Here is a 25,633-nt window from a genome sequence, read left to right on the forward strand (position 1 = left end):
AATGCAGTACGTCGATCGGTGATGTCCGTCGGGATCGCAGCGGTGACCGTCGTCGCTGCGGCGTGCGGGCAATCCTCGCAGGAAGCCGGATCCGCACCGGTGCAGGGCACATGGGACGACGTCGTGGCTGCGGCCGACGAGGAAGGAACCGTGTACCTGTACTCCAGTCAGCATCCCGAGAACCTCGCGCTACTCGAGACCGCCTTCGAGTCGAAGTATCCCGACATCGATCTCGAGTTCACGCGAGGCAGTGACGTCGAGCTCAACCCGCGCGTGGAGACCGAAGCCCGCACCGGCCGTGGAACTGCCGACGTACACATGTCGACCGATGCCGCATGGATCACGAATGCGTCCGAATCGGGAACCTACTCGACGCCGGTGGTCGGGCCGGCCTTCGACGACCCGGCGTACGCTCGGTCGACGAGCATGCTGAACGACACGTTCTTCCTCACGAGCGCAGCGATATTCGCACTCGGGTGGAACACCGATGCCGTTCCTGCCGGGCTGTCGTCCCCGCAGGATCTGTTGGATCCGAAGTTGAAAGGCCGACTGGGCGTCGTGAATCCTGCGGGGTTCGCCGCCGTCGTCGACGAGTATCGCTTCTTCGACGAGAACTGGACCGGTGGCGGCTTTCTGGACAAGCTCGCCGCGCAGGAACCGCGGGTGTACCCGGGCACGTTGGCCGTGGCGCAGGCATTGAGCTCCGGCGAGATCGCCGCGTCGCCGATGGTTCCCCCACTGGTGCGGGAGAAGGACGCAGGTGCACCGGTCGACTGGACACTTCCCGATCCGGCGTGGGGTGCGCCGTACTACTCCCACGTGCTGTCGTCGGCTCCGCATCCCAACGCCGCGCAAGTGCTGGCCGACTTCATGGTATCGGCCGAGGGGCAACGCGCCCTGTCGAAGGGGTACGGCAGCGCACTGCCCGATGTCGAGAACTCGGTCGGGTCGGCACAAGACATTTCGCTGCCCGATTCGGATTCACTGACGCCCGAGAAGGTCTCGCAGTTCCAACAGGAATGGGAAAGCAAGTTCAACTGAACGTCGGTGGATGTGGTGGCCGGGTTCGCCACTATCGCGGTGCCACATCCACCAGCACTCGCACCTGCGGTTCGGCCGTCAGATGGGAGGCGATCGCGGTCCTGATGCGATGCTCGGGCACCGTCAGCCTCTCCGTCTCCTGGGCGGCATACTCCGACCAGTTCTCGAAGGTGCACAGCTCGACGAATGTCGCTCTGGTGCTGGACATTTGCGCACAGGACCACCGTACGGCCCCGAGTCGGAGTCTGGACGATCGCAGGCGTCCGACATCGTCGACGAACTGTGCAAGCTTTTCCGGATCGACGACATACGTCGTTTCGACGGTTATCCGGCGGCCGTCGAATTCGGTCGAGAGTACCGGCGGACCTGCCCCTCCTGACAGATCCGGTGCTATCGATTCGCTCGGCAGAATTCCCCGTCGGAGAATCTCTACTGCGGAGACGGACATGATCGCCGCCGAGACGATGACTGCGGCAACGAGACCGACTGCGTCGGCCAGAACCCCCCACAGGAGGGCACCTACTGCCTGACTGCCCTGAAAGGTCAGCATCACGAATGCGATGACACGCGACTTGATCCACTTCGGCATCACAGCGTGGGTGGCGATCATCCAGGTGCTCTGGATCGCGACCCACGCCGCACCCACGATGACCAGCAGCACGAAGACCACACTCACCGACGGCACGAGCACGATGCCCGCGAGGACCGCCGCATACGCAATCGAACCGATCGCTACGAATGTGTTCCAGCTCAACCGTGCACGGAGAGGCATCAGTGCGACGGTCCCGGCCACCGCACCGATCCCGATGGCACCCGAGAGAACACCGAACTGAACCGACGATGCATGTAGCCGTTCGTATGCCACCACTGGCAGCAACGCCCACAGGGCACTGGCCGGAATTCCGAACGTGATGACGCGCAACAACAGTCGCCGAGTCCACCGCGAGTGGCGAATGAACCGCACACTCACCCCGACAGCGCGGTGCACGGATTCGGTCTTGGGCTTCTTACCGGACTCGGGCGGCACCTGAGTGAGCGCCACGACGACACAGACTGCGAACAGCGCGGCAACGGTCGCAAATGCACCGCTCGAACCCCACCATGCGAGTATCGCACCCCCGATCACCGGTCCGACTGCGCGCGCCCCGTTGAAAATGGCACCGTCGATTGCAGGAACGACCGCCATCATGTCGGCAGGGACCAGATGAGGGAGCAGGGCCTGCCACACGATTGCCACCGACGCGAGCCCGCACCCGGCGAGAAACACCGCTGTCATCAACGCCGGCGTGGAGGACAGGCCGAGGAGTTGCAACGCCGTCATGACGATCGACGCCACCAGCAGGACGATAGCGGTGCCCGCGAGCAACAACCGATGACCGGCGAACTCCGCGATGGCCCCGATCGGTAGAGCAAGAAGAAAGAACGGCACACTGGCGGCGAACTGGACCGAGGAGACCACCAGCGCAGACTCCCCCGACTCGGTGAGCGTCCACTGGGCAGCGAGAACCAGGATCCACACGCCCACACTGGCGCTCAGCTCGAAGCCCAACATCCGGCGCAACTTCGGAATACGCATCGGCGCAAAGAAACTGATGTGATTCGACGATTTCACCTGTGTCACCTTTCGGACGCGGCCTATACTTGAACCTAATTCAGTTGTGGAAAGATTGTTGCGTTTTCCGCATCACCCGATTCGAAGGAACGTCATCGAAGACCATGATCAGTCGAGTACTCTGCCTCGCCGCCCGTCCCAGCGGAAAACTCACGACCGAGCATCTGGAGCTGGCGGACATCCCGCTCGCCCCACTGCTCGATGGCGAAGTGCTGGTGCGAAATACGTGGCTGTCGATCGATCCGTCGATTCGACTGCGCCTCGGCGACTCGGCACCGTCGGGATATCTGCCACCGCTCCGAATCGGAGATGCGTTGGTGGGGTTGGCACTCGGCGTCGTCGTCGAGTCACGGCACGAGAACTTTCGGCCGGGAGATCTGGTGACGCACATGTACGGCTATCGCGACTTCGCAGTCGTCTCTGCCACCGCCGGCGGATTGGGCGGCGCGGGCACCCTCACCAGAATCGATACCCAGGACTGGCCCCAACAGTGGTTCCTGGGTCCGCTGGGCAGTTCCGGGCTCACGGCCTATGTCGGCCTCTTCGAGGTGATGGACATTCGACCGTCCGATACCGTCTGGATCTCGGCCGCGGCAGGAGCAGTCGGCAGTATCGCCACCCAACTCGCCGCCCACCACGGCTGCACGGTGATCGCGTCCGCAGGCAGCCGGCGCAAGGCCGATCATCTCGTCGATGCCCTCGGAGCCTCCCGCTCGTTCGACTACCACGACGGCGACCTGGACAACCTTCTCGCGCTCGCTGCCCCGGACGGAATCGACGCATACTTCGACAACGTCGGCGGTTCTCACTTCACCGCTGCACTCGACGCACTTCGACCCGAGGGACGCGTCGCGATGTGCGGGGCAATCTCCACCTACGAAACATCGAACACGTTGCCGTCGAACCTGTTTCAGATCACAGCCAAGAGCTTGTCGGTACGAGGATTTCGAGCCGGCTCATTCGGCCATCTCTACGACACGATGCGATCCACCGTCGGAAGCCGACTGGTCGACGGAACCATGATCTACGAGGAATCCGTCTACGACGGCCTCGAGCAGTCATCCACCGCACTGGTCGACCTACTCAACGGACGAACGAGCGGAAAGACACTGTGCCGGTTGTGATCCCTGCCGACTGTGAGCCGGCGGGAAGCGAATCGGCTCCTCGCAACTGAGTGTCGGACGCCGATTGGCGTCGGAAATCCGAAAGCGGGGAGCTGATTCACAACGGCGTCAACGCATCCAGCGGCGTCAGCGCGTTCAGTGGCGTCGAGGCATTCAGTGACGGGTCGCTCTGAATACATCGACCGGGTGGGGCACCCGAGGGACGCCGTCGGCACCACGCACCGATACCGCCGCGAGGTAGGCCCGCACCGGCTCGTGCAGCTCGGGCGTCAACCGGGCTTGCACCGCGAAGTCCAGCACCTCGTCGCTCGCGGCGGAAAGATCGACCAGCGCATCGAGAGTCACTGTGTCGTCGAGGACGATCGCGGCGTCGACGAACGCTTTCTCGATATCTGCACTGAACCATTGCCGATGGCCCTCCAGCGGAGGGGCGAGTACTTCGACGAGTGCGTTGAGCGCGGCCGTCGGCGCAATCGCCACCCACAGTTCGCCGCCGGGTCGCAGCAGGGCGAGCGCGGCATGCAGCGTTGCTCGTAAGTCTGCGACGTAGTACATCGAGTGCACGAACATCACGACGTCGAAAGTCTCGTCGACGGGTGCGTCGTCGAACGATGCGACGTACGCGCTGGCGTCGAGTTCGGTGGCCTCGAGCGCCGCCATCGTGGCGGCGAAGAGCTCGGTACTGCCGATCCAGGGGTCGATGCCGACGTACCGGACCGTACGGCCGGGTGCCCGCAGCACCAGGCCTGCTGCGAGCCTGGCATCGAGTGAGCCGTCGCCGCAGCCCACCGACAGCACCGAAAGCCGTCCGCTCCCCATCCCGGCCAGCCGATCTGCGAAGTGCCGGGCGATCAGACCGCGCTGATCGGAGAGCATCTCGAAGGCGGCATGGTGCTCGGCGTAGGACTCGGGCGGCAGGCCCGCCAGCGCCTCGGCCCCGCGCCGCATCGCCCGCAATCCGTCGATGAGCACGACGGCAGTGTCGGTCGGCGAATTCGGAGCTATGTTGGACATTGGACCGAGTCAACCATGACGCCCCGTCCGGTGCGTCGTAGTTGGCTTCCTAGGAGGAATCTCGTGAGCAGCGGAGACACAGCCGAACGCAGTCTCGAGCACTGGAGCGAGGCGGGCCGCACGGGTATGGAGGCGTTCTACGCTCTGGCCACCGAGGACTATCACCAGCTGGCGTTGGCAGCCGATTGGCCGACGCTGCTCGCCGGCCGGGCTCACGAGGGCTGGTCGCTACTCGACGTGGCCTGCGGCAGCGGTAAATTCCCCACTGCGCTCCGCCGGTACACCGACCTGTCCGCAGTACCCGAGGTCGCCTACGACCTGCTCGACCCATCCGAATTCTCGGTGGCCGAGGCACGCGGAGCTCTGGCCGCGCCTTTCGTCGCCCGGCGCGATCTGGTGATGACACTGCAGGATCTGCCCGCCGATCACGCCGGCTACGACGTCGTGTGGGCCACCCACGCGCTCTACGCCCTTCCGCCCGCGGAGTTGGATGCCGCAGCCGAAAGATTCGTGGCCGCACTGGCTCCCGGTGGTCTCGGTCTGGTCGCGCAGGCTACGGAAGCCTCCCACTACATCGCGTTCTACGATGCCTTCCGCGCCGGCGTACGCGAAGCAACGCCGTACACGACGGCCGAGCAGGTGCGCGACGCGCTGATCCGCGCGGGCGCGGACGTGCGCGATCAGCGCGTCTCGTACACCACCGGAACGTCCGATCGCGCTGTCGCCGAAGGCTTTCTGCAGCGGTGCGCCTTCGACGACTCCGTGTCACTCGACGAGATGGAGGCGGCCCCCGTGCTAGGCGACTACCTCGCTTCGTGCCGCGACGCGTCCGGTTCCTACACCTTCTCGCACGAGGCGGCCCTGCTGTGGCTCTGAACAACCCTGCCACCAACGAGCTTCTGCCCGAACGCAATCGCGAGGGCGGTATCGACCAGGACTGGGCGGGCAACGATCAGGACTGGTGGGACTGGTACGTCACGCTGGCCGCCAACGACGCCGCACCCGCAGAACTGGTCGACGGCCCTGGACTGCCGGATGTCGAGGCCGCCACGGACGAACAAGTCGAGCACGAACTCGCCGAGCCCTACGATCTCGACCCGGCGGCCGTCGACGCATTTGCGCGACACGCCTTCGTGCGGCTGCCCGCGGTGTTCTCGCCTGCCGTCGTACGTCGACTCGCCGAGCGCCTCGAGGAGTTACTGCGAGCCGAGCACGGCGACGACGTTGCGGGCCGGTTCACCGCGCTCGAGCAGATGTGGCTCCACGACGACCTGATGCGTGCCGTGGCGCTGTCACCGCGGATCGGCGGCCTCGCCGCGGCACTGCTCGACGTGCCCGGCGTTCGGCTGTACCACGACAATGCGCTGTCCAAGGAGCCCGGCTGCGGACGCACACCGTGGCACCACGACGCCGAGCACTTCCCGTTGCAGACCACCGACGCCGTCACCGCCTGGATGCCGATGTCGGCCATTCCGGGCCCGATGGGTCCACTGTCGTTCGCGCGCGGACGGGACGTTCTCGGCGAAGTCGCAGACCTCAAATTCGACAAGGTCGGCACCTCCTACGACGAGGCCGTCACCCAGAGCTTCCGCACGCGCAACGTGGCGGTGGAGTCCGAGCCGTTCGCCGTGGGAGACGTATCTTTCCACTCCGCGCTGTGCTTCCACACCGCAGGCCCGAACCGGACGACACAGCCGCGTCGCGCACTGGCCACCACCTACTTCGCCGACGGCACCCGCGTCGTCGAGTCGCCGACCCTGATCAGCGGCACCTGGCGCGAATTCCTCCCCGGCATCGAGCCCGGTGGCCTCGCGAACTCCGAGCTCAACCCGGTGGTCGGCCGCCGGGACTGAGACGCCGATTCTGCGGGGCCAGCAGTTTCAGTGGACGTGCGTACACTGAATCCGGTGGGGACGAAACCTGGACCGGGGAAGAAATCTCGGCGCACACAGGAGTGGGGTGAGCTCGGCGAGCTCACACTTCGCGAGTTGGCGTCGGCTGCGGGTGGCGTTCGCGCGGTCCACTCGGCAATTGCACGACGCACGTTCGCTGCCGTGAAGCTCGGTATCGGTCCCGCCGCCCTGCCGACACAACTGATGCACGACGCGATCGCCGCCGGCACGTACGCGAGCGTCGCGGCCGCCTGCACCGGCGCAGCCAAGATCGTCGGTTCCCTGACCGACGGCTCTCTGGCTGACGGCTCCCTGACCGACGGCGACGACGTGGCCGAGGACGACTCGCGGCCGTCACCGTCGCACACCAGCCGTGGCGCGCAAACCATCGCCGTTCTGAACGGTCTCATCGGCGACGACATGGAGAGAACAGCCCGGGTACTGGCCCATCCGATGTCGATTCGAGTCGACGGACGCCCTGTACCGCCGGAGTACCGAGCGTTGGCCGCGGGGTTTCCTACTGCGGGAGCGCACCTCGTGGTGTTCGTCCATGGGCTGGTCGAAACGGAATACGCATGGCGGCTCGGTGGGCGGCCCACATACGGAGAGCGGCTGGACGCCGAAGCCGGGACGACCTCGATCTTTCTGCGCTACAACACCGGACGCCGAATTGCAGCCAATGGTGCCGACCTGTCGGACTTGCTGGAGCAGCTCGTACCGGCGTGGCCCGTCCGGGTACACCGGATCACGTTGGTCGGACATTCCATGGGCGGGCTGGTCTCACGCAGCGCTGCTCACCACGCTGCCGAAGGCGGTCGACGATGGGTGGATCTGCTGACGGACGTATTCACTCTGGGGACACCACATCTGGGCGCGCCACTTGCTCACGGCGTCCACGTCGCCGCGGCCGCAATGGCACTCGTACCCGAGACCCGGCCGTTCGCGAACCTACTGGCGCGTCGAAGTGCCGGTATCCGTGATCTGATCCACGGAGCGATCACCGACGAGGACGGTCATGCTCGGTACACCGACAGCTTCGATGTCGGTGCAGCCATGGACATCTCGGTCCCGGAACGGGTGCGTCATCATCACGCGTCCGCGGTCGTCACCGGAAGTCCGCGCAACCCGGTCGGAGTCTTCGTGGGCGACGGTCTGGTCCGTACCGACAGTGCCGGAGGTCGAAACAAGGTCCGCAACATAGGACTTCGACCGGACGACGGTCTGGCGATCTACAGTGCGCACCATTTCACCCTCCTCAACGACGAGAGGGTGTACAGCTGGATGCGGCGCAGCCTGGTCGATAACACTGCAGTTCTCGGCCCGGGATTCTGATTCACCAGGTCTGCTCGCTTCGGTTCGCCCGGCTCTACCCGAGTACCGAGGTCAGCTCCGGCCGCTTGGCCGTACGACTGTCCCCCGAGGAGCGTTTACGAATCCGACGAGTCAACCACGGCGCGAGGAACATTCCGGCCCAGGTGAGGTCGGCGCGAACTTTGGAGTGCAGGCGCGGTCTGGCAAGCGGTGCCAACGGAAGATTCCATGCGTCGGTGGCACCCGGTAGACCGAGGGCGTAGGCGGCGGCCGCAGCGAGCCGCGCGTGCCCTGTCTCGTTCAGGTGCAGGCGGTCCCAGCTCCACAGCCGTGGATCGGAGGCCACGTCGTGCTTCTCGAGGTCGATCACCACGACATCGGATTCGGCTGCGACTCTGCGAATCTCGGCGTTCAGCTCGATCATACGCCTGGCGATGACGGCCCTTCCGGGGACCGGGTGAGCGAGGCGGGGAAACGTCATGGTGATCACGGTGCAGTCGGCCGCTCGGAGCGCGGCGAACATTGCGCCCACTTCACCTGCCACGGTCCGCGCATCGAACTGCGGTCGCAGAATGTCGTTGACACCCGCAGCAACGGACGCGATCGTCGGCTTCAACGCCAACGCAGCCGGCAACTGCTCGGCCTTGACCTGCGCGGCTTTACGACCACGCACTGCGAGGTTGGCATAGACGACGTCGTCTGCGCCCTCAGCCATGTGCTGGGCGAGCCGGTCGGCCCAACCACGAAATCCCGTGTCGTCGTTGCCGTCGTTCAGCCCTTCGGTCTGGCTGTCGCCCAGGGCTACATATCGCAATTGGTTCGACTGATCCACCACGTTCACCGTTCTTTCACTCGACGTCAATATACAATAAGTTGTCTAATACCTGGCCCGCCCGCCGCCTCGCGACGGGTACTGTGCTGGATCATGTCGCTACGTGATGCCGTGCTCGCAGCACTGGTCGACGGGGAGATGTCGGGTTACGACCTGTCCAAGGCGTTCGACGCAACCGTCGCCAACTTCTGGACCGCCACTCCCCAACAGCTCTACCGTGAGCTCGATCGGATGGATCGAGACGAGGTGATCTCGGCGCGACTGGTCGAGCAGGATGGTCGACCCAACAAACGCCTGTTCAGCCTCACCGACAAGGGACGCGCAGCGCTGCGCCAGGTCAGCCATCGGCAACCGAAACTTCCTGCGATTCGCGACGAGCACCTGGTGGCGATCCATGCTCTCGAAGCCGGGGACCTCGAGCCGATGACCGATGCGATCCGAGAACGAATGCAGCTCTCACGAGACAAGCTGGCTCGGTACGACCGGATGGCGCACCGCCTGCTCGACGGACGTACCGAGACCGAGTTCCTGGCCACCGCCGATCGCATCGGCCCGTATCTCACCCTGATGCGCGGACGGATGTTCGAGGAGGAATCGCTTCGCTGGGGTGCCCGCGTCCTCGAAGTACTCGACACCCGCGCCGGACGCGGATGATCCCGCCGAACACCCGTTCATAGTCGCAAAGTTGTGTAGTGTTCGGTCACCAGCCGAGGGTGTCTCAGGCCCTGGCCCCACCCAGGAGATGACGCGTGCAGCAGTTCCGACAGGCCGTCGAGGCCAACGACCACGATGCCATGGCCGCCACCCTGGCCGAGGACGTCGTCTTCAGCTCCCCCGTCGCATTCAAGCCGTACCACGGCAAGGAGCTGACCGCGGCGATACTGCGCGCCGTCACCCGCGTCTTCGAGGACCTTCGCTACGTGAAAACCGTCGAAGACATCGGCGGCCGTGATCACGTCCTGTTCTTCGAGACCCGTATCGACGACGTGACCGTCCACGGCTGCGACATCCTCCACCTGAACTCCGACGGCCTGATCGACAATTTCACCGTGATGGTGCGTCCGCTGTCGGCTGCGCAGGCACTCTCCAAAGCCATGGCGACAGAATTCGCCGCCGAAATGGGCTCGATGGGTTCGGCAGACAAGACCGACTGACGCGCATCGGCGGGTGATGCAGGACTTTCGATGTTGGGTGACGGTGTTCGCCAGTGCGCCTCTCGGCAGGTGGCCGCTCGTAGCGGCTGATGGTTGGTACCCGGGGCATTGGGATCGAACACCGTCGATGAAGTCAACGACGACTCGGCTCTTCGTATTCCGACCCGTGGCGATGTGGTGGGCCCGCGGTTGCGCAGCGATGACCTGAATCCACGCCCCAATCGGAATCGACACCTCCTACGAAGGGTGTAAATCCCGACGAAGGGCGTAGATGCGGGCCGTCGACTCGATCAGCTCCCCCGATTCGGATACCTGACTCCGATCGCCGTCGGGTATCCGAAACCGAGGAGTCGATCCGAGACGAAAACGCACAAACTCCGATCCCAGGGACGGGATCGGAGCCAAGAGAGCCTCCTAACGGGATTGAACCGTTGACCGCTCGCTTACAAGTATGTTGCGAAACAACCAGATACGTCCGCATGGAACCACCACAGAGGCTCTGACCTGTGTCGATCGTCCAAGCGGGACCAACCGAATCCACGTCCGTTCGTACCGACATGTGACACGCTCGTGACACCGAGATCCACCGTCTTGGCCTTAGCGAAGGCCCGATTTCAGCTGTTCGGTGGCTTCATATCTACACGCGCGTTCAGGTGAACGTACTCGCGTCCGGCGCAAAAAAGTCGTCAAGGAAGTGCGAATCGCGACTCCCACAGCGGGCACGATGGGCGGCACTCAGCCCCGACGGGTGTCCCATTCCGCACCGTCGAAGAGACGTCGATCAGCATGTGTGCGCCCAGAAATATTGACCAGCAGCCGAAAGTGAAACCCGATCTCGGGACCGTTCGCACGCTCCACCGTCAGACGCCGATCGGTCAACGACTCGAAGACGGCGATCAACGGATCGGGCACCCATCCCAAACGAACTTCTCCGTCGTCGGTGACGAGGAACGCGTGCAGATTGACAGGGTTGTCGCTGTCTCGGACCAGACGGAGGTCGTCGCCGCGCGACAACGACGCAATGCGCTCCTGTTCCTCCGGCGCCAGGTGGCGAACCCCGTGCGTCAAGAAAGGAAAGGACACCAACTCGCCGGGGCCAGCTATCGGGGCGGGAAGCAACTCGATCGTGTCACCGACCCGCTGCCCATGCGAGCGAGCAAGCACCTCGAACGGCGCGGCCGACATCGGCAGACCGAGCGCATCCATGGACGCGTACCGATCCGGCCGACGCGAGGACACGACCCGCTCGGCGAACACTGGAAACAGGTCCGCAGCACGCATTGGAACTTTGATGGCGTGCGTCAGCCCGGGCAATGGACGGAAGTCGTCACGTGCGAGGGCCGACTCCAAGTAGGAAAATTCGTAGCAATCGAGCGTGCGGTGCAGAAACCCGATCGGTACGTACTGGCGCGTGTCAGGATCGCGGACGGTAACGAGAAGCCGGCTCAATGTCTCGGGAGCGCTCGCAGGAACGTGGTCGACCGCAGTGGTGGTCATGCTGTCAACCTCCTCCGGTTCGTGTCCAACAGCGTACGTACAAAGCTACGCCGGAGCTCTGACATTCCGGGAACAGCGTGCACCACGGACTCAACAGCCTCAGCGTCGAGATCCCCAATTCGCTCGATCCACTGTTGCGCATCCGTGCCAGCGCGGGCGACCGCTTGCAACGCCAACTCCACCAACGGGAGGTGCCTGCCGTTCTCGAAACGATGCGCCATACCTCGTTCGGCATACACCGGTGCATTCCCAGTCGCCATGGATTTTTCCTGCACCCCAGAAGCCAGCGCACTGCCATGGTCGAACGACGGCGCGAGGAATCGACTGCCGTCGACATTCTGTGTGAGGACACCCCAGTTGATCGAGTGACGATCGGTGTTGGCGATCCAAGCGTCGAACACCAAGTAGCCGGCGAACAGGTCGAAGCCACTTGTCTCGGAGGCCAATTCGCCGGGGGCCCGAACATCCTCGAGTAGTCGTTGAATGTTGTCGAGGTTGTGGCCAACTCGGTTCTTCGGACGATCGTCGCCGGCGCTGGACAGGTAGCCATCGAACTCTGAGAGCAGAGTATCTCCGGATTCGAGTGAGCAGCCGTCTGGCGTGACGTTTCGCGAGATGATCCCGACCTCTCCGCCCCTTGCTGCAAGCTCGATTCGTGCGGTGGGCATCCCGATCAGTCGTCCTAGCTCGGACGCCATCTTTTCTGACCAGTCGTCGCACCGGCGATAGCTCGCCGCCTTGATCGGTTTGAACAACCACCACGAGGACTGGCCGTCCTTTGGCGCGTCCTCCTGCAGCGCCACCCAGTCCTTTGGGTCGATACCCCGCGCTTCCTGACTGACCACCACCCACTCGGAGATATCCCAAACCGCGAACGGATGACCAAGCGTCGACGCGTCGAGGTGCACCACCAGATGATCGCACCTATAAGGAAGGATGAAGTGAGTCGACACCTGAGCTCTCGGTTGACCATTGTCGCCCACTGTCGGTCCACGAACCGGACACGCGATTCTGACGTCCGATTCGTTCTGCCTTGGTCGTCAACCGTCCGTCCCTCACCGCGCCCACGGAACACCCGGGGCCGGTACTTCACATCACCCCTGAAGGACGAGCGCGGGCAAATACACGGGTTGCGATAGATCGAGAGGATTGGGGCCCTCGAAGAGTGCATTGCCGAAAACAGCCGCCGACGGGAAGACCGAGCCGCTACGCGCGCGACCGACCACCCTCATAACAGCATGTCAGACCAGGACCGTCCTGCTGTTCATCCAGCTCGGCCCGTAGGACAGAATCGCGTATAGGTCTAGTGGCGTCTGCGTGCCTGCCACCCGCTACGGGTCGCGATCCTTGCCGTTCTGGGACCATTCAACCGTTACGTCGAGAAGCCCACCCAGCATCGCCATCCTTCATGCGCGGAGGTTGAGGCTTTCAGGGTACGGCGGTTTCCATCGCACCGTGTGCTTCATGAACGATGACGTGGGCGTCTTCGGCTGCTGTTGCGGATTCGTTGGCGGCTAGCGACCGTTCGAAGCCTGGCCGCCGAGCACAGAGTGAGCTATCAGCGCCGAGGTGCCGTCTTTGGCTCCAATCCCGCACGCATGGCAGTGCCTGCGACATCGATGAAGAAATATTCGCACCCGCCTGCAACAATCAATCCGGTCACACCCCCTCTTCCAATGAAGGGCAGCACGACCACCACAGGTACGAATAATTCAGTTCGTCAACCAAAGTCGGTCACCTGCTGTACCCTCAACTACACAACTTCACATTGCTTTTCCACTTTCGACCGCGTCCCACCGAACGGGGGCCGCAGTCAGACCAGGAGAATCCCATGTTCACCACACAGGTGGAGTCCGCGTACCTCGGACTCCAGAAGCAGGCCGGTAAGGCCCACGATATCTACGAGATCGAACGCATCGATCACGCTCTCGATGAACTTGTTCGCAATCCCGGCAAGTCCACCCCCGCGGCATTTCAGGTCCGCAGCGCGCACTCCAACGCCGCCAAAGTGATCGCTCGCCGCCGCATCCTCGCTCCCCCCTCCTCACTCGACGAAACCGCTCGTGACCTCGACTTCACAGACGGTGGATTTGGCCGAGTCGAGCTCGAGACGTGGCTGGTAGCTGCACCTGTCTCGGCCCCGCACCGAAAGATCCTGCGCGCCATGCTCGAAGGCGCCGAAGCACCGGATCTCGCAGAGTCTTGGGGAATCCCAATCGTGCGGATGCGCGAGCACATCTCCCGAGCACGAAAAGCAGGCCGTCTCGCATATGCAGCGGCAGGACGTTACTGATGGCCACAATGCGGCCCTGGCAGCTCCGACCCTGGCTGATTCGGGCTGTGATCCCGCAAGCGCAGATCGGCACCTATTCGCTCTACAAGAACGGTGTCGTCATCTACGTCGGCCGCAGTGACACCGACCTCCGCCGGCGGCTCGTTGAGCACGCACTCACACACAGGGCGGACTATTTCACCTACGACGTCCACCGGACCGTTCAGCATGCGTTCGAAAGCGAGTGCAGCCTGTTCCACGGCTGGAAAGGGACCTTGACGAACCTGATCCATCCCGCCACACCCGGATACACCGAACACACCTGCCCGTTCTGCCCTCACACCATCGCCTCAGTATTGGCGAATCGGATTCACCTCACGGCAACGCCGCACATCTGATCACCGGGACGGAGACCTTCCCGCCCCAGACACGAGAGGACACCATCATGACCACAACACCCACCAAGGACACCGCCGCAAGCGAGAGCGGTCCCGCCGACATCATCCAGATCGACACAGCTCTCGAATCCATGCGCGACTCCGGATTCGATCTCACTGCCGCATCCGGAGAACCAGTCGACAATTCCATCGAAGCCGGAGCCAACCTCATCCGGGTTGAAAGCCGCTACGGGGAGGGCAAGAAATCGATCGAGGAGCTCGCGTTCGCCGACGACGGCGACGGCATCAAGCCCGAGATCATGGCCCGTGCATTGTCATTGGGATTCAGCACACGTTACGGACAGCGTGGCGGACTCGGAAGGTTCGGAGTCGGCATGAAGTTGGCCGGTTTGAGTCTGGGTAGAAGGATCGACATCTACACCAAACGCCGCAGCAATGACCAGATCTGGCACAGCTACCTCGACCTCGACGAGGTCAAAGGGGGAACCCAGTTCTCCATCGAGGCTCAGCCCGTCGACGCCTGGCCACCGCACTTCGCGGCATTGATGAACGACCCGGTGGGCGAATCCTTCTCTTCGGGAACGCTGGTGGTGTTCGGCAAGATCGACCGATTGACCAGCGGCGGGAACTTCGGAACGTCTCTGGACCAGAAGCTCGCCGATCTGCGGACGTTCATCGCCCGGGCATACCGCTCCTACCTCGACAAGGGGATGGTTATCGAACTTAACGGCCAGCCTGTCACCCTCCTCGATCCGCTGTTCCTGATGGACAACCCTCGGATCATCAAGCGCTACAAACCCGCTACCGTCCGCGGAGAAGTGATTGACGAAGGAGACATTGAGATCGTCGACGGGCACAGCATCCACGTCACGGTCAGTCTGGCACCCGCCGAATTCCGGCACAAGTCTGGTGACGGTGGACGTAACGATCATTTGGGTCGGGACATCAAGGAATTCGATCTCCCCGACCGCGCCGGGAAGATCAGCATGGTCCGCAACGGCCGTGAGATCAATTACGGCATCGTTCCGCGCCTTCTTCCGGCCGGTATCGAGAAGGTCGATCGGTATTTCGGAATCGAAATCCGGTTCCCCGCCGCACTCGACGAGTTCTTCCAGGTCCGCAACGTCAAGCACGGCGCGGTCCCGGTGGACAAGCTGCGCAGTGAACTCCGGGCATGGCTGGACCGTCCTGTCCGCCAGGCGCGTAAGAAGATTCGCGAACACTGGGGAGATGTGGAAACCCAGGAACGCGCGGCGGCAGGCGCACACGATGCCGCCACCGACACCGTCGCCACGGTCGACAAGACCAGTCCGCGTGGGCAAGCGGGGCACGATGTCACCGAAGAGCAGGCCGAGCAGATGTTCACGGATCTTGTCGAGGATCTTCAGCTGAATCAGGACGAGAAGACCGAAGCCATCGACAAGATTCGCGAGCAGGTCAAGGCGAAGCCGATCACCATGGTCGACGCGGCATGGCCGGGATCGGAAATGTTCGACATCGAGCACCTCAACGGCAAGGCGATCGTGAAGATCAACCAGCGTCATCCTCTGTGGCGCGATGTCTTCCTCCCGATCAGAAGGGTTGCGTTGGAAGGGACGAATGGAACAAGTGAAGAGGAACTAATCGCTCTGATCCGTAAGGCAGATAAAGCGATGGATCTGCTCGTCCTCGCCTACGCAAAAGCAGAGAACCTCAACCCCAACCCGAGCATCTTCGAGGAACTGCGTTCCGACTGGGGCAAGTTCACCAAGGCATACCTGACGGAAGCGATCAAGGAAGACTGACAGACAGGTGGGGTGCCTCGTTCGCGGCACCCCACCGATCATCGATTCCGATTGGATCGGTTACGAGTTCGGCGTCTCGACGGACCGAACTAAATCACCGGTTAACTCGCTCCTTCTGGCGCACTGAAAGATTCTTGCGATGCCTCACCACCATCGGCACCGGAACTGGCGGCGTTCCGGAGGCGGGGGCGGAGTCTTACTGTTCTCTTGCTGCATGAGGAAAACGGAACCCCTCTGTACCGCTTCTCAGCAGTTCGCAGGGGTTCCCTTCGGCGGAGGCTTAGGAATTGAACTCCTACCGCCCACTTTCATTGAGGCACAGGCAGGTGGTTGAGAAACTATCTAGCTACGGAAGATCCCTGACGCGCTAGCTGTGACCTAGTCATAGTCCAGGTGAAGTAACGAAAGGCAGTCATCCAGAGAAGCTTCAACCAGATACTGCCTCGTTCCGTTCTTGCTTGGAACCCACCAATCATCCGCGAGCTGCACCGCAGAACTGGGGTTGATCGATAGCGTCGGGATCACACTGCGAAGGATGTATTGAATCGCGAAAAGAAGGCAGGTGGTCCCCAAAGTGGATAGACACACCTGCTCTTTCCCCCCTTGACCCCACCGCCCTTGTCCGGAGTCGACTGTTGCCTCTGGCTGCACTTTGGGATGCCGTACGCCGTGAGCGAAGCTGTGCCGCATCTGAAATCCGACACGCGTCACTATGGACGCCTGAACATGTTTGTCGAGGTCGCCAGTGAATGCCCTCTTAAGTTTCGCGTTGTTCGATAGCACAGGGTCTTGGAGAACGTGGAGCTCAAGGTGGCTTAGAACTTGCATCAAATAAGGCAGGGTGCTTGATTGTCTTTCCACAGCCCTCCGCGTGAGCAGCATTGCTGATTCATCGAGGTCAGGATACAAATGATTCACGATATTTTCGAGGGCGCAGCACACGTAGAGTAGCCTGGTCGCTTCGGTCAAATGCTGAGATGTTGATTCACTTTCTGCTTCGCCGTAGGCGGCGGCGTGAGAGCATAGGTAGCTGTCGCGCCGCAACAGGTTGATCTCGATTTGCGTAAGACCCGCTGCAAGACTAAGCCAATCGACTGCACTATTTAACGATTCAGGTAACGGCTGCCTTCCCATCAGATCCGCGTGTTCAAGCCACTGCAGGAGCGATGCTGCATGGTCTGCCGGGCGTCGCAATGGTGGCCATGGTCGTAGATCGACAACACCTGATTCGATCCACGCTGCGTGTGAACCCTGGCGCTCAAACTCTGGCATTGCATCCCTCTCAAAGACAATCTAGATACTTCCAAGGTTAGAGACTCAGCCCCGCTCTCACCTCGCGGTGCGGCCTTCATCCGTTCATTTGCGATTACGGCGGCTGGTTTCGCTGCGGTTTCACCGCGAAGCCACGAATGAACAGGGACGGAACGCCCAGACTCTCCGACCTACCTCGGTTGGCGATCCTGATCCACTCGCCCTACCATACAAACCCCCCGATCATGCCTCTGCACCCCAACACGCCTGACGGTGCAGGTTGATGTCATACCTGGCCTCACGACAAGCCGCATTGGGGCTGCACGCTGGTTCAGTGGCGAACGTCGCTAGACGGAATCGGCGAGAGTAAGCGACTCACGTTCTTCACCAGCCGAAAAGATGGAACTCATGAAGCTTTCGAGGGAACGCGACGACGCCAGTGATCTCGTATCAGTAGCGCTACGCGCCGTATAGGCTTCCGCTGTTCAACTCACCGAGATCCGACGAAAAACTCGATGGAGCAGACTGGGTGGTAGCTGCTCTAGAGAAGCGAACCAAGGAACTCGGCGGATGCATCGATGATGGTGAATCCGATAGCTAGGCAAAAACTCTCTCATTAAACCAACAAGATCACCGTTACCGATCGCGTGACCGGGAAGCCCGTCATGCGGTACCAGGTCACCGTCGACGCCGGCACCCGCGATGTAGTCACCGAGGACGACGACGGCAACCTCGTCACCATCACCAAGCGCGTTCAGACCCGCAAGCGCTGCCGAACAGAGAAGGAAGCCAGGATGGCTCTGGGCGAGATTCTCGATCAGGTAACGGGGGGCGTGTACGTTACCGCGTCTACACTCACTGTCGAGAAGGCTTGTTCAGATTGGTTGGCGGGCAGAAGAATCCGACCGACCACGCTCTCGGTGCACACGCACGCGCTACAGCCGCTTCGGAATCGTCATGGCACCTAGGCGATTCAGAAGCTCTCCAAGCGACACCTTGACGACCTGGTCTTAGACCTCATCGCAGGGAAGGTTCACATGGCCGACGGTGAGATGGGGAAGATGCGGAGCTCCCAGTCGATCAACCCGATGCTGAACGTTATCTCGGCCGCACTCACCGGCCTGATGAAGCAGGGCCATCTTATTCGTGACTTTGCGGCGTTGGGTGTCCGTGTCCCGAACCAGAAGAAGGAGATGCAGACCTTTACCGAGTATGAGGTCAGAAAGCTCCTGGCTTCTGCTGACAAAGATCGCAACGGGCACGCGTGGCACCTGGCACTGTCCGGCCTACGTCGTGGGCGAGATCTGCGACCTCCGCTGGACTGACGTCGACTTGAAGGCGGCACCGTCACCATCGGCCACAATCGGGTCAGCGAACGGCAAGGCTGTCGACGGCGCGCCCAAGACTGAGAACTCGATCCGCACCTTGCCGTTGACGCCGAACCTCACTGCGGCGTTAAAGGCAGCGAGCAAGCGACAAAAGGCGGAATGTCTGGCACTCGGCGAAAGGAATACGGACCCGGCGATCACGTCGTCTGCGACGAAGCTGAACGGGCGTACCACCCGGACGCGATCTCGGACTACTGGCGAGCGATCTGAACAACGGTGTAGGTCTTCCCTATCCGACTGCACGATGCGCGCCATGCGGCACCCTGATGCATCTGCAAGGTGTCCCGATTGCCGTCATCTCCGCCTGGCTCGGCCACAGTGACAGATCCTTCACCATGCGCACGTGCACACGTTCGCAGGACGATGCACTGAAAGTCGCTGCAGCGAGTTTGCAAGCACTTGTGACTTTTTGTGACACTGACGCCGGGTAGTGACAACGCGAGAAGGGCACCTACTCGGCTTACCGAAATTGTAGATGCCCTTTTTCTTGGAGCCTCCTAACGGGATTGAACCGTTGACCGCTCGCTGACAAGTATGTTGCGAGACCACCAGATCCGTCCGCACGTAACCACCACAGAGGCTCTGACCTGTGCCGACTGTCCAAGCGGGACCATCCGAATCCACTCTTGGAGGTACCGACTTGCGACACCATGTGACATCGAGACCCGAACCTCAGAGACGTGCCGGATAGAACGCGCCGACAAAGTCAGCACGGTCACGAGGTCTGGCCACCATTCAGTCCACCGATCCCCTGCTTCGACACTCTTCAGCGAACCAAGCCCCCACGTCCGCCTTACGATCGAACGGGCACGGTCGCGTCGCGAAAACATCGGTTCGTACCGGAGCAGCTGGCTCTGTCGGTATTGTCTGTTGAGCCACGGACAGGGCGACAAGCTGGAAGCCGTCGCCTGCGGATGAAGAGGAGCCCGTTCCGATGATCGCTGCAGCTGGCTTCAACGGCGTCGTCCGCTTCGACGGTCGATACGTCACCATCGAGCGAAGCGGATTGATGGCCAGACTGTCGGTCGGTGTCGGAGAGAAGCGAATCGCACTGTCTTCCATACAAGCAATTCAATTCAAGAAGCCAACACCGTTCGTCCTCGGGTACATCGAATTCACCATTCCAGGTGGCATCGAGGTGAATTCACGCTTCACATCGGCATCTCGACGAACGGGTGAAAGCGAGAACGCCGTCACCCTGGAGCGCAGGCATGTCCGCGACATGCTGGCATTACGTCAAGCGATAGACGACGCACTGGTAGCACCCACTCCGCCTCCGCCCGCAACGTCACATTCAACGGTCCCGCCGCCCCCGCATGCATCCGCTGGTTGGTACCCGGATCCTGATCGCAACGGAATCCTCCGCTACTGGGACGGAAACGCGTGGACACCGCACACCGCGCCCGCAGGGTAGACACCGGTCACTGACGCGTACCGGTCACGCACGCACTGTTCGACGCTGGTCACTGAGGCTCGCCTACAAGGTCTGCAACGGAGCGGACTTCGTTCGCACTTCGTCCTCGATGCAGTTCGTTGCGACCATTGTTTGCGAGCCGCCCGGCCGGACGACCTGCGACCAATTGCATTGAAAGGCAAAGCGACAACCACCTTCACGACGGTCGTACCGTCGGGTACGTTCTGATCATGGGTCCGACGTGGGAACAGGTCCGAGGGTCGAACTACAGCTCGATCGGACGGAACGTCCTGGCAATCGTTCACCGGTCCGACGGGTCACGACGACGAGTACTGCACACCCCCGACTCGATGTGGCGATACGAGAACGAAGCGGGCGAGCCGACTTTCATCGAAAACCCCACAGGCCGTTGGTCAATCGGTGCAGACGACATCATGGTCCACGCTGTGAAATAACCGAACACCATGTACGCGGTGATGGGCGCCAGCCAACCGTCGGTACTGCTTCGGGCATACGACGCATTTCCGCCCCGCGCGCGGAGTGGATTCGACGATCAGCGATTCGTCGACCCCGGCGTCCCCCGAGCTGTCACCGTTCGCGGCCGCGCCGGTTGGGAAGTCACTGCCCGGGATGAGCACGCGAACGAGCCGGTCACCTACGTGTTCGACGCCCGACTCGGCGTCGCAGTCCGGTGGCAACGTAGCGATGAGTGGATGGAACTCGACAACCCAACTCTCGATGCCGAATTCGACCCTGTCCTGTTCACCTGGACCGGTCCGTCACGGCCCGCTGAGGACGAGATCGCACAGCATCATCGCGAGCATGAGGAACGCCAACGTGCGCTCGCCGAAATCCCGCAGGCACCGCCGACATGGCTGCCGATCACCACGAACACGCAATTGCTGTCCGGTGACCCCCGTACCGGGGAACTGAGCCTGTCGATCAGTGGGCACTCGCCCCAGTTCACACTGCGCCGCTGGGTGACCGCGATCGGCGAGCCCACCCTCGAATGGCCGAACGACGCTACACCGGAACGATATCGACAGGCACTCGAAGAGTGGACCTACGAGATCCGTAGTTACCAGGAGATCGATCCCAGCGACTGCGCACGCATCGTCGAATCGATCGTCCCCGTCGAACCGCCCGAGCGTGCCCCTGCTGAGATCACCGCCGAACTCGCCGCCGAAGAATCCGACCGCCGAGAGAAGGAAGTACTCGCCACCCTCGGAACCGGTGAAGTACTGACAGACCACCTCGGCGGTGAATCCCTGCTGATCCGTATCGATTTCACCGACGACGCCTCGTAGCGCAACATCGCCGTCGCCGCAATGGCTCCCGTTCCGCAAGGTGACGGTACGGAGTTCGCCGCGTACCTCACCTGCATAGACAACCGCGACTACGACGGGTTGACGGTCGACGGGCTCCTCGGGCTGATCGGCGACCCACCGCCGTACTACGCCTTTCTCGTCGATGTGGAGACCGTGACCAACCCGGAGATGCCCATCGTCGCCGTCTACACCGGACCTGACTATCCGGAACGGCCGCGTGGCAGAACCTTTCGGGTCATCCCGACCGAGATGTGCAGCGTCGAGAACAACCTGTCGATCGCGAACATGGACTTTGAGTCCTTCGCGGACAGCGCCGACGACGACGGAATTTTCCGCGGATTTCCGGCCCCGCCGCCTCAACGATTCGTGGGAGTCATCGAACTGGTCGAGGCTGCTGCGAGAAACGTATCGACACCGGCACTTTCGCGGTTTCATCGGACCCTGATCAAATACAGTGCGATCCGCCAACACCAGGTCACTGAAATCGACGAACTCCGACGACTGTTCGAACACTTAACGGAGAACGACTACAGCTCCGTACACGAGCTCGTCGGACACGACGAGCTCGTGCGAGTTGCCGAAGAAGGTGGCCCTGCACTGACTCTGCACCTGAACGTCGACTCGGGTTACTGGTCAGCGGTCCTCGATCCGGCTGGCTTGATTCCCCGAGCCGCAATGCTCGTGCAAATGCCGCTTCCTTATACGGACGTGCGTACGACGGCCGCTACCGTGCAGTCGTGGAATCGTGAGGGCAGATTCGGTGTCCTCGAATCGCCCGACATCGCGGGCGGATGCTGGATGACGTCCCGCTCCATCGTCGACGTCTAAGGGACGAGCAACTTCGAGCTACGCGTCGGGCAGCAAGTCCAGGTCGACTACGTGAGCAACACCAGCCCCGGCATCGCCCATCCTTTCCGGGCCATCGAAGTGCGCCTGGACCAGTGAAGCGGCAGCAACTCAAGGGTCACATCCGATGTAGTCCGACCCATACCTCCGTAACCTCGGCTGCAGCCTCTCGCGCTGTGACGGTCAACCGCGTCTGTCCCGATAGTTGGCTTTCCCAATCCGATTCGGTCGGAGCATCCGAGAATTGCCATTCACCTGGCAGCTTGTTCGTGGGTCCGAACCTCTGATACAAGTCGGCCACGTCCGGCCCGAATGCCCCAATCCGACTCAGTTCCTACAAGTCCCACAGATCACGCGACGCTCGCCAATCACACCAGCTGGCCGTCTTACCCACAACGAACGCGGGCAGGTTGGGCACCGTCAACTCAGCTCCGAGTGCATCCTCGTACCGCTGCTCGAGCTGCCAGTTCTCAGAGGCCATGCTGGGCGACCTTCCGCCGACAGCAACTGCACCTTGACCGCCGTCCAGACTGCGACCTCAACACTGCACCGAGATGCTCAGGCACCTCGCTGATCGCCGATTCCCACACCAGTCGCCCGTGGCTGCGCATGACTGCGCATGACTGCGCGCGGGAGTGCGCGGTCGAGATCACGAGCGACCTCAGATCTGGAACCGACCGCGATTAGATCGATGTCCTCACTGAGACGACCATCGACCAGATGCGTTCGAGCGAAAGCTGTTCCGCCAACGAATAAAACCCGGTCCGCGAAATGCACACTCAGATAGACGCGCCTGTGCTAAATGAGATGATCCCGCTCGACCTGGGTGCGCGCGACACCGAAACACTCAGCCACCGAAGCCAACTCGCCGGGGTTCACCCTCGCTCCCCAACCGATCTTGCAGCCGCGTCAACGTCGTTCGCATCTTCTGAGCCCCAGCGAGCTCGGCCAACACATCTGGATCGCACCGTCGATACAACTGCTCCACCGCCGGCCACATCTCATCCTCGGCGTCACCCAGCCCCGGGCGCCTCACGAGATCCAATACCGTCTGGTCCGCCGTAGTCACCAGCACCGCACCCACTCCACGTCGATCCGCCCCGCATCCAGACGCGCCGTGTCGCGCACGACGAACCGAACCAGCGCCTGACGATCCGCCAACCGAATCGGATCGTGCCGTGTCGGCACAGCCACCACCGCCGTCGCCAACGCCCGCGGAATCGCACCGTGCATACGCGCCGCACTGACCCCCATCACGACGGCACCGTCGGCGCTGTAAGCCGAACCCGCGATACCGGCCGCCGCTGCTTCCAATCCAGGCATCCACCCGGTCCCGAACAGGTCGTCTGGCACCGCCACGTAGAAGCCCGTCGCCACTCGGTGCAGCAGACCCAAGTCCGTCAGCCGCGCAAGCTCGGCCCGCGGTTGCGCGTAGATCTCGGCCGCCGTCGAGGCCCGCACCATCCGCATCGAACGGCGAGCGAACTCGGGAGGTAACCGGTATGACGGCGTCGAACATCGCTTCTCGCCGCAGTCACCTCCGTCGAGTGTCGGATACGTAGGGCCAGGCCTACAGAACTGACACCGCAATTCGGTCCGACAACCTCCCGCATAGTCCGAGCGTATCCACCTACATCCACACGAACGCTCACCGAGGAGTTAGCAACGAGTTGTGACATTCTGTGACACCGAACGCCGAATCGAGCCGACGAACCGGCAAATCCCCAGGTCATAAGTGACACGCAAACCCAGGTGGACGAACCGGGCTCACTCGCGAAACGAGCGGCCACAACAGGCCAAAAAGAGACGGCCCCAACCATTTTCGCTGGTCAGAGCCGTCCGAACGAGCCTCCTAACGGGATTGAACCGTTGACCGCTCGCTTACAAGGCGAGTGCTCTACCGCTGAGCTAAGGAGGCAGTGAAGCGAGCCAAGCATACCGTTCATCGGACGCTCAGCGACAACAGGTACCTTGTCGGTGGATCACCCCAGCAACGTAAAGACGGTCATGACTTTCCTGCAAGACCTGACGGCTTCGCTGAGCCGTCTCACCGGTGAGCGTCGGGCCACCATCGATACACCGACCGCCGCGCCGTCACCTCTTCGCCCTATCGATCTGACGGACGACGCGACGGTCGCCGAGGTCCTCGAGCTGGCGGTTCGTGTCGGCGAGGTGTTGTTGGCGTCGGGCACGTCTGCGGTGGATACGGCGACGCAGGTGCAGTTCATCGCCGCGACGTACGGCCTCGCACGATGCGATGTCGACGTCACGTACAACTCGATCACGCTGAGCGCACATCGCGGTCCGACGCGGCCGCCTGCGTCGACGATGCGCATCGTTCACTACCGCTCGATGGACTTCACACGGCTGGCCGCGGTCGACCGCCTCATTCGCTCGGTGCGCGTCAAGGTGGTCCCGGCGAGCATCGCGCGTGATCGCCTCGACGAGATCACCTCGGCCCCGCACCCGTACAACCGGTGGATCGCGACCTTCGCGTGGGCCGGCATGGCGGCGGCAATCGGTGTGTTGCTCGGCGGCGGCGCGTTGGTCGCGGTCGTCAGCTTCCTGACGACGATGGTGATCGACCGAATCGGCCGCATCCTCAACCGCGCCGGACTGCCCTTCTTCTTTCAGCAGGTGGTCGGCGGATTCGTCGCTGCCACCCCGGCGATCACTCTGTACAACTTTCAGGATCAGCTCAATATCGACATCTCCCCGTCGGTGATCATCGGTGCCGGGGTGACGGTGCTGCTGTCGGGGCTTTCGCTCGTCGGCTCGGTACAGGACGCGATCACCGGGGCACCGATCACCGCGTCGGCCAGATTCTTCGAAGTGTTGATGATGACGGGCGGCATCATTGCCGGCGTCGCCACATCGCTGCGGCTGGCGGCCCTGATCGGGAGCGATCTGCCGCAGATCAGCAACTTGCCTCCCCCGGACATCACACAGGTGCCCACCAAGGTCCTGGCCGGCGCTGCCGCGTCACTGTTCTACGCGCTCGCCTGCTACGCCGAGCGGCGCGCACTGACGGCAGCGTTCATGGGCGGCTTCGCGGGTGCGCTCGTCTACTTGATGTCGCAGACGTTGGCTGTGGGTCCGATCATCGCGTCTGCCATCGCGGCCACGGTCGTCGGATTCGCCGGTGGTCTCCTTGCACGTCGAGCGCTCATTCCGCCGCTCATCGTTGCCGTCGCCGGTATCACTCCGTTGCTGCCCGGTCTCTCGCTCTACCGAGGTCTGTACGCGATTCTCAACGACCAGTTGCTGCTCGGTATCAGCTCGCTCTTCGCGGCGTTCGGCATCGGCTGTGGTCTGGCTGCGGGCGTCACATTGGGCGAGTGGGGTGCGCGGACACTGCGTCGACCCCGGATCCTGGCACGCACCGAGGAACTACTGCGCCCGACGCTTCGCCGCAGAGAAGAACCGCGCCGACCGACGGTTCGTCGGCGGCGCGGTACGAGACCTTCGTAGAAGG

Annotated in this window: 25 protein-coding genes and 1 tRNA gene; 16 read left to right on the forward strand and 10 right to left on the reverse strand. The window is 62.5% G+C overall.

Annotation, left to right across the window (positions count from 1 at the left end):
- Positions 1–21 precede the first annotated feature (21 nt).
- On the forward strand, positions 22–1,041 hold the full coding sequence (locus tag J2X62_RS04910) for an ABC transporter substrate-binding protein (RefSeq protein WP_032386767.1): 1,020 nt from the start codon (positions 22–24) through the stop codon (positions 1,039–1,041).
- A 31-nt stretch (positions 1,042–1,072) separates the two neighbouring features.
- Here the strand turns inward: J2X62_RS04910 and J2X62_RS04915 are convergent, their stop codons facing one another.
- Positions 1,073–2,653, reverse strand: a complete 1,581-nt coding sequence (locus J2X62_RS04915) for an MFS transporter (RefSeq protein ID WP_310178078.1) — start codon at positions 2,651–2,653, stop codon at positions 1,073–1,075.
- 104 nt (positions 2,654–2,757) lie between these two features.
- Between J2X62_RS04915 and J2X62_RS04920 the strand changes: the two genes are divergently transcribed.
- On the forward strand, positions 2,758–3,777 hold the full coding sequence (locus J2X62_RS04920; RefSeq protein ID WP_310178080.1) for an NADP-dependent oxidoreductase: 1,020 nt from the start codon (positions 2,758–2,760) through the stop codon (positions 3,775–3,777).
- A 153-nt stretch (positions 3,778–3,930) separates the two neighbouring features.
- On the opposite strand, the gene J2X62_RS04925 is transcribed toward J2X62_RS04920, so the two are convergent.
- The gene (locus J2X62_RS04925; RefSeq protein ID WP_310178083.1) at positions 3,931–4,791 is read right to left on the reverse strand and encodes a class I SAM-dependent methyltransferase; all 861 of its coding nucleotides are present in this window, start codon (positions 4,789–4,791) and stop codon (positions 3,931–3,933) included.
- A gap of 63 nt (positions 4,792–4,854) precedes the next feature.
- On the opposite strand from J2X62_RS04925, the gene J2X62_RS04930 reads away from it, so the two are divergent.
- The 3 genes from J2X62_RS04930 to J2X62_RS04940 are packed head-to-tail and all read left to right on the forward strand — an operon-like array spanning position 4,855 to position 8,015.
- Entirely contained in the window at positions 4,855–5,667 is an 813-nt protein-coding gene (locus J2X62_RS04930; protein ID WP_032366869.1) for a class I SAM-dependent methyltransferase, read from the forward strand.
- Positions 5,658–6,644: a phytanoyl-CoA dioxygenase family protein gene (locus J2X62_RS04935; protein ID WP_310178086.1), complete on the forward strand. Its 987-nt coding sequence runs from the start codon at positions 5,658–5,660 to the stop codon at positions 6,642–6,644. Before J2X62_RS04930 ends, J2X62_RS04935 begins: the two co-directional genes overlap by 10 nt.
- A 54-nt stretch (positions 6,645–6,698) precedes the next feature.
- Positions 6,699–8,015 carry a triacylglycerol lipase gene (locus J2X62_RS04940; protein ID WP_222062781.1) on the forward strand — a complete coding sequence of 439 codons (1,317 nt, stop codon included), beginning with the start codon at positions 6,699–6,701 and terminating at the stop codon, positions 8,013–8,015.
- Positions 8,016–8,049: 34 nt separating this feature from the next.
- Here the strand turns inward: J2X62_RS04940 and J2X62_RS04945 are convergent, their stop codons facing one another.
- Positions 8,050–8,826, reverse strand: coding sequence for an SGNH/GDSL hydrolase family protein (locus tag J2X62_RS04945; RefSeq protein ID WP_310178091.1), 777 nt, complete (start codon positions 8,824–8,826; stop codon positions 8,050–8,052).
- Positions 8,827–8,919: 93 nt separating this feature from the next.
- Here J2X62_RS04945 and J2X62_RS04950 point away from each other — a divergent pair, with 93 nt between their 5' ends.
- Both J2X62_RS04950 and J2X62_RS04955 read left to right on the forward strand, forming a co-directional pair.
- The gene (locus tag J2X62_RS04950) at positions 8,920–9,480 is read left to right on the forward strand and encodes a PadR family transcriptional regulator (protein WP_032389115.1); all 561 of its coding nucleotides are present in this window, start codon (positions 8,920–8,922) and stop codon (positions 9,478–9,480) included.
- Between the two features lie 95 nt (positions 9,481–9,575).
- Complete coding sequence (locus J2X62_RS04955) at positions 9,576–9,980, forward strand: nuclear transport factor 2 family protein (RefSeq protein WP_310178098.1); 405 nt, start codon at positions 9,576–9,578, stop codon at positions 9,978–9,980.
- Positions 9,981–10,715: 735 nt separating this feature from the next.
- Here the strand turns inward: J2X62_RS04955 and J2X62_RS04960 are convergent.
- Entirely contained in the window at positions 10,716–11,477 is a 762-nt protein-coding gene (locus J2X62_RS04960; RefSeq protein ID WP_310178101.1) for a hypothetical protein, read from the reverse strand.
- Positions 11,474–12,388: a HipA domain-containing protein gene (locus J2X62_RS04965; RefSeq protein ID WP_310178104.1), complete on the reverse strand. Its 915-nt coding sequence runs from the start codon at positions 12,386–12,388 to the stop codon at positions 11,474–11,476. Before J2X62_RS04965 ends, J2X62_RS04960 begins: the two co-directional genes overlap by 4 nt.
- 920 nt (positions 12,389–13,308) lie before the next feature.
- Between J2X62_RS04965 and J2X62_RS04970 the strand changes: the two genes are divergently transcribed.
- Genes J2X62_RS04970 through J2X62_RS04980 form a run of 3 tightly spaced genes read left to right on the forward strand, consistent with a single transcriptional unit; the run spans position 13,309 to position 15,931 of the window.
- Positions 13,309–13,770 (forward strand): hypothetical protein, encoded by a 462-nt coding sequence (locus J2X62_RS04970; protein ID WP_310178106.1) that lies wholly within the window; start codon positions 13,309–13,311, stop codon positions 13,768–13,770.
- On the forward strand, positions 13,770–14,147 hold the full coding sequence (locus J2X62_RS04975) for a hypothetical protein (protein WP_310178110.1): 378 nt from the start codon (positions 13,770–13,772) through the stop codon (positions 14,145–14,147). Before J2X62_RS04970 ends, J2X62_RS04975 begins: the two co-directional genes overlap by 1 nt.
- A 47-nt stretch (positions 14,148–14,194) precedes the next feature.
- Positions 14,195–15,931: an ATP-binding protein gene (locus tag J2X62_RS04980; RefSeq protein ID WP_310178113.1), complete on the forward strand. Its 1,737-nt coding sequence runs from the start codon at positions 14,195–14,197 to the stop codon at positions 15,929–15,931.
- 378 nt (positions 15,932–16,309) lie between these two features.
- Here J2X62_RS04980 and J2X62_RS04985 read toward each other — a convergent pair whose 3' ends face one another.
- Positions 16,310–17,203, reverse strand: coding sequence for a hypothetical protein (locus J2X62_RS04985; protein WP_310178115.1), 894 nt, complete (start codon positions 17,201–17,203; stop codon positions 16,310–16,312).
- Positions 17,204–17,847: 644 nt separating this feature from the next.
- Between J2X62_RS04985 and J2X62_RS04990 the strand changes: the two genes are divergently transcribed.
- The 5 genes from J2X62_RS04990 (at position 17,848) to J2X62_RS05010 (ending at position 22,140) form a co-directional block, all read left to right on the forward strand.
- Positions 17,848–18,150 (forward strand): hypothetical protein, encoded by a 303-nt coding sequence (locus J2X62_RS04990; protein ID WP_310178117.1) that lies wholly within the window; start codon positions 17,848–17,850, stop codon positions 18,148–18,150.
- Positions 18,151–18,219: 69 nt separating this feature from the next.
- Positions 18,220–18,507 carry a hypothetical protein gene (locus tag J2X62_RS04995; RefSeq protein ID WP_310178119.1) on the forward strand — a complete coding sequence of 96 codons (288 nt, stop codon included), beginning with the start codon at positions 18,220–18,222 and terminating at the stop codon, positions 18,505–18,507.
- A gap of 997 nt (positions 18,508–19,504) precedes the next feature.
- Positions 19,505–19,984, forward strand: a complete 480-nt coding sequence (locus tag J2X62_RS05000; RefSeq protein WP_310178122.1) for a DUF2510 domain-containing protein — start codon at positions 19,505–19,507, stop codon at positions 19,982–19,984.
- A 473-nt stretch (positions 19,985–20,457) separates the two neighbouring features.
- Entirely contained in the window at positions 20,458–21,291 is an 834-nt protein-coding gene (locus J2X62_RS05005; protein ID WP_310178125.1) for a hypothetical protein, read from the forward strand.
- 21 nt (positions 21,292–21,312) lie between these two features.
- Entirely contained in the window at positions 21,313–22,140 is an 828-nt protein-coding gene (locus J2X62_RS05010) for a DUF6924 domain-containing protein (protein WP_310178128.1), read from the forward strand.
- Between the two features lie 352 nt (positions 22,141–22,492).
- Here the strand turns inward: J2X62_RS05010 and J2X62_RS05015 are convergent, their stop codons facing one another.
- The 4 genes from J2X62_RS05015 to J2X62_RS05030 form a co-directional block, all read right to left on the reverse strand.
- Positions 22,493–22,639 (reverse strand): hypothetical protein, encoded by a 147-nt coding sequence (locus J2X62_RS05015; protein WP_310178131.1) that lies wholly within the window; start codon positions 22,637–22,639, stop codon positions 22,493–22,495.
- A 77-nt stretch (positions 22,640–22,716) separates the two neighbouring features.
- Positions 22,717–22,935 (reverse strand): nucleotidyl transferase AbiEii/AbiGii toxin family protein, encoded by a 219-nt coding sequence (locus J2X62_RS05020; protein WP_310178135.1) that lies wholly within the window; start codon positions 22,933–22,935, stop codon positions 22,717–22,719.
- A 288-nt stretch (positions 22,936–23,223) separates the two neighbouring features.
- On the reverse strand, positions 23,224–23,619 hold the full coding sequence (locus tag J2X62_RS05025; RefSeq protein ID WP_310178138.1) for a hypothetical protein: 396 nt from the start codon (positions 23,617–23,619) through the stop codon (positions 23,224–23,226).
- Between the two features lie 385 nt (positions 23,620–24,004).
- Positions 24,005–24,076: transfer RNA gene (locus tag J2X62_RS05030), tRNA-Thr, on the reverse strand.
- A gap of 89 nt (positions 24,077–24,165) precedes the next feature.
- On the opposite strand from J2X62_RS05030, the gene J2X62_RS05035 reads away from it, so the two are divergent.
- Entirely contained in the window at positions 24,166–25,629 is a 1,464-nt protein-coding gene (locus J2X62_RS05035) for a threonine/serine exporter family protein (protein ID WP_310178140.1), read from the forward strand.
- Positions 25,630–25,633: the final 4 nt, after the last annotated feature.

It is taken from the genome of Rhodococcus sp. 3258, from assembly GCF_031456475.1.
Taxonomy (GTDB): Bacteria; Actinomycetota; Actinomycetes; order Mycobacteriales; family Mycobacteriaceae; genus Rhodococcoides; species Rhodococcoides fascians.

Excerpts from the sequence above, each read along its gene's own strand:
- J2X62_RS04910 (WP_032386767.1), top strand. The coding sequence starts at position 22 with ATGTCCGTCGGGATCGCAGCGGTGACCGTCGTCGCTGCGGCGTGCGGG.
- J2X62_RS04920 (WP_310178080.1), top strand. The coding sequence starts at position 2,758 with ATGATCAGTCGAGTACTCTGCCTCGCCGCCCGTCCCAGCGGAAAACTC.
- J2X62_RS04925 (WP_310178083.1), bottom strand. The coding sequence starts at position 4,791 with ATGTCCAACATAGCTCCGAATTCGCCGACCGACACTGCCGTCGTGCTC.
- J2X62_RS04950 (WP_032389115.1), top strand. The coding sequence starts at position 8,920 with ATGTCGCTACGTGATGCCGTGCTCGCAGCACTGGTCGACGGGGAGATG.
- J2X62_RS04960 (WP_310178101.1), bottom strand. The coding sequence starts at position 11,477 with ATGACCACCACTGCGGTCGACCACGTTCCTGCGAGCGCTCCCGAGACA.
- J2X62_RS04970 (WP_310178106.1), top strand. The coding sequence starts at position 13,309 with ATGTTCACCACACAGGTGGAGTCCGCGTACCTCGGACTCCAGAAGCAG.
- J2X62_RS04975 (WP_310178110.1), top strand. The coding sequence starts at position 13,770 with ATGGCCACAATGCGGCCCTGGCAGCTCCGACCCTGGCTGATTCGGGCT.
- J2X62_RS04980 (WP_310178113.1), top strand. The coding sequence starts at position 14,195 with ATGACCACAACACCCACCAAGGACACCGCCGCAAGCGAGAGCGGTCCC.
- J2X62_RS04985 (WP_310178115.1), bottom strand. The coding sequence starts at position 17,203 with ATGCCAGAGTTTGAGCGCCAGGGTTCACACGCAGCGTGGATCGAATCA.
- J2X62_RS04990 (WP_310178117.1), top strand. The coding sequence starts at position 17,848 with ATGCGGTACCAGGTCACCGTCGACGCCGGCACCCGCGATGTAGTCACC.
- J2X62_RS04995 (WP_310178119.1), top strand. The coding sequence starts at position 18,220 with ATGGCCGACGGTGAGATGGGGAAGATGCGGAGCTCCCAGTCGATCAAC.
- J2X62_RS05000 (WP_310178122.1), top strand. The coding sequence starts at position 19,505 with ATGATCGCTGCAGCTGGCTTCAACGGCGTCGTCCGCTTCGACGGTCGA.
- J2X62_RS05010 (WP_310178128.1), top strand. The coding sequence starts at position 21,313 with ATGGCTCCCGTTCCGCAAGGTGACGGTACGGAGTTCGCCGCGTACCTC.
- J2X62_RS05015 (WP_310178131.1), bottom strand. The coding sequence starts at position 22,639 with ATGGCCTCTGAGAACTGGCAGCTCGAGCAGCGGTACGAGGATGCACTC.
- J2X62_RS05035 (WP_310178140.1), top strand. The coding sequence starts at position 24,166 with ATGACTTTCCTGCAAGACCTGACGGCTTCGCTGAGCCGTCTCACCGGT.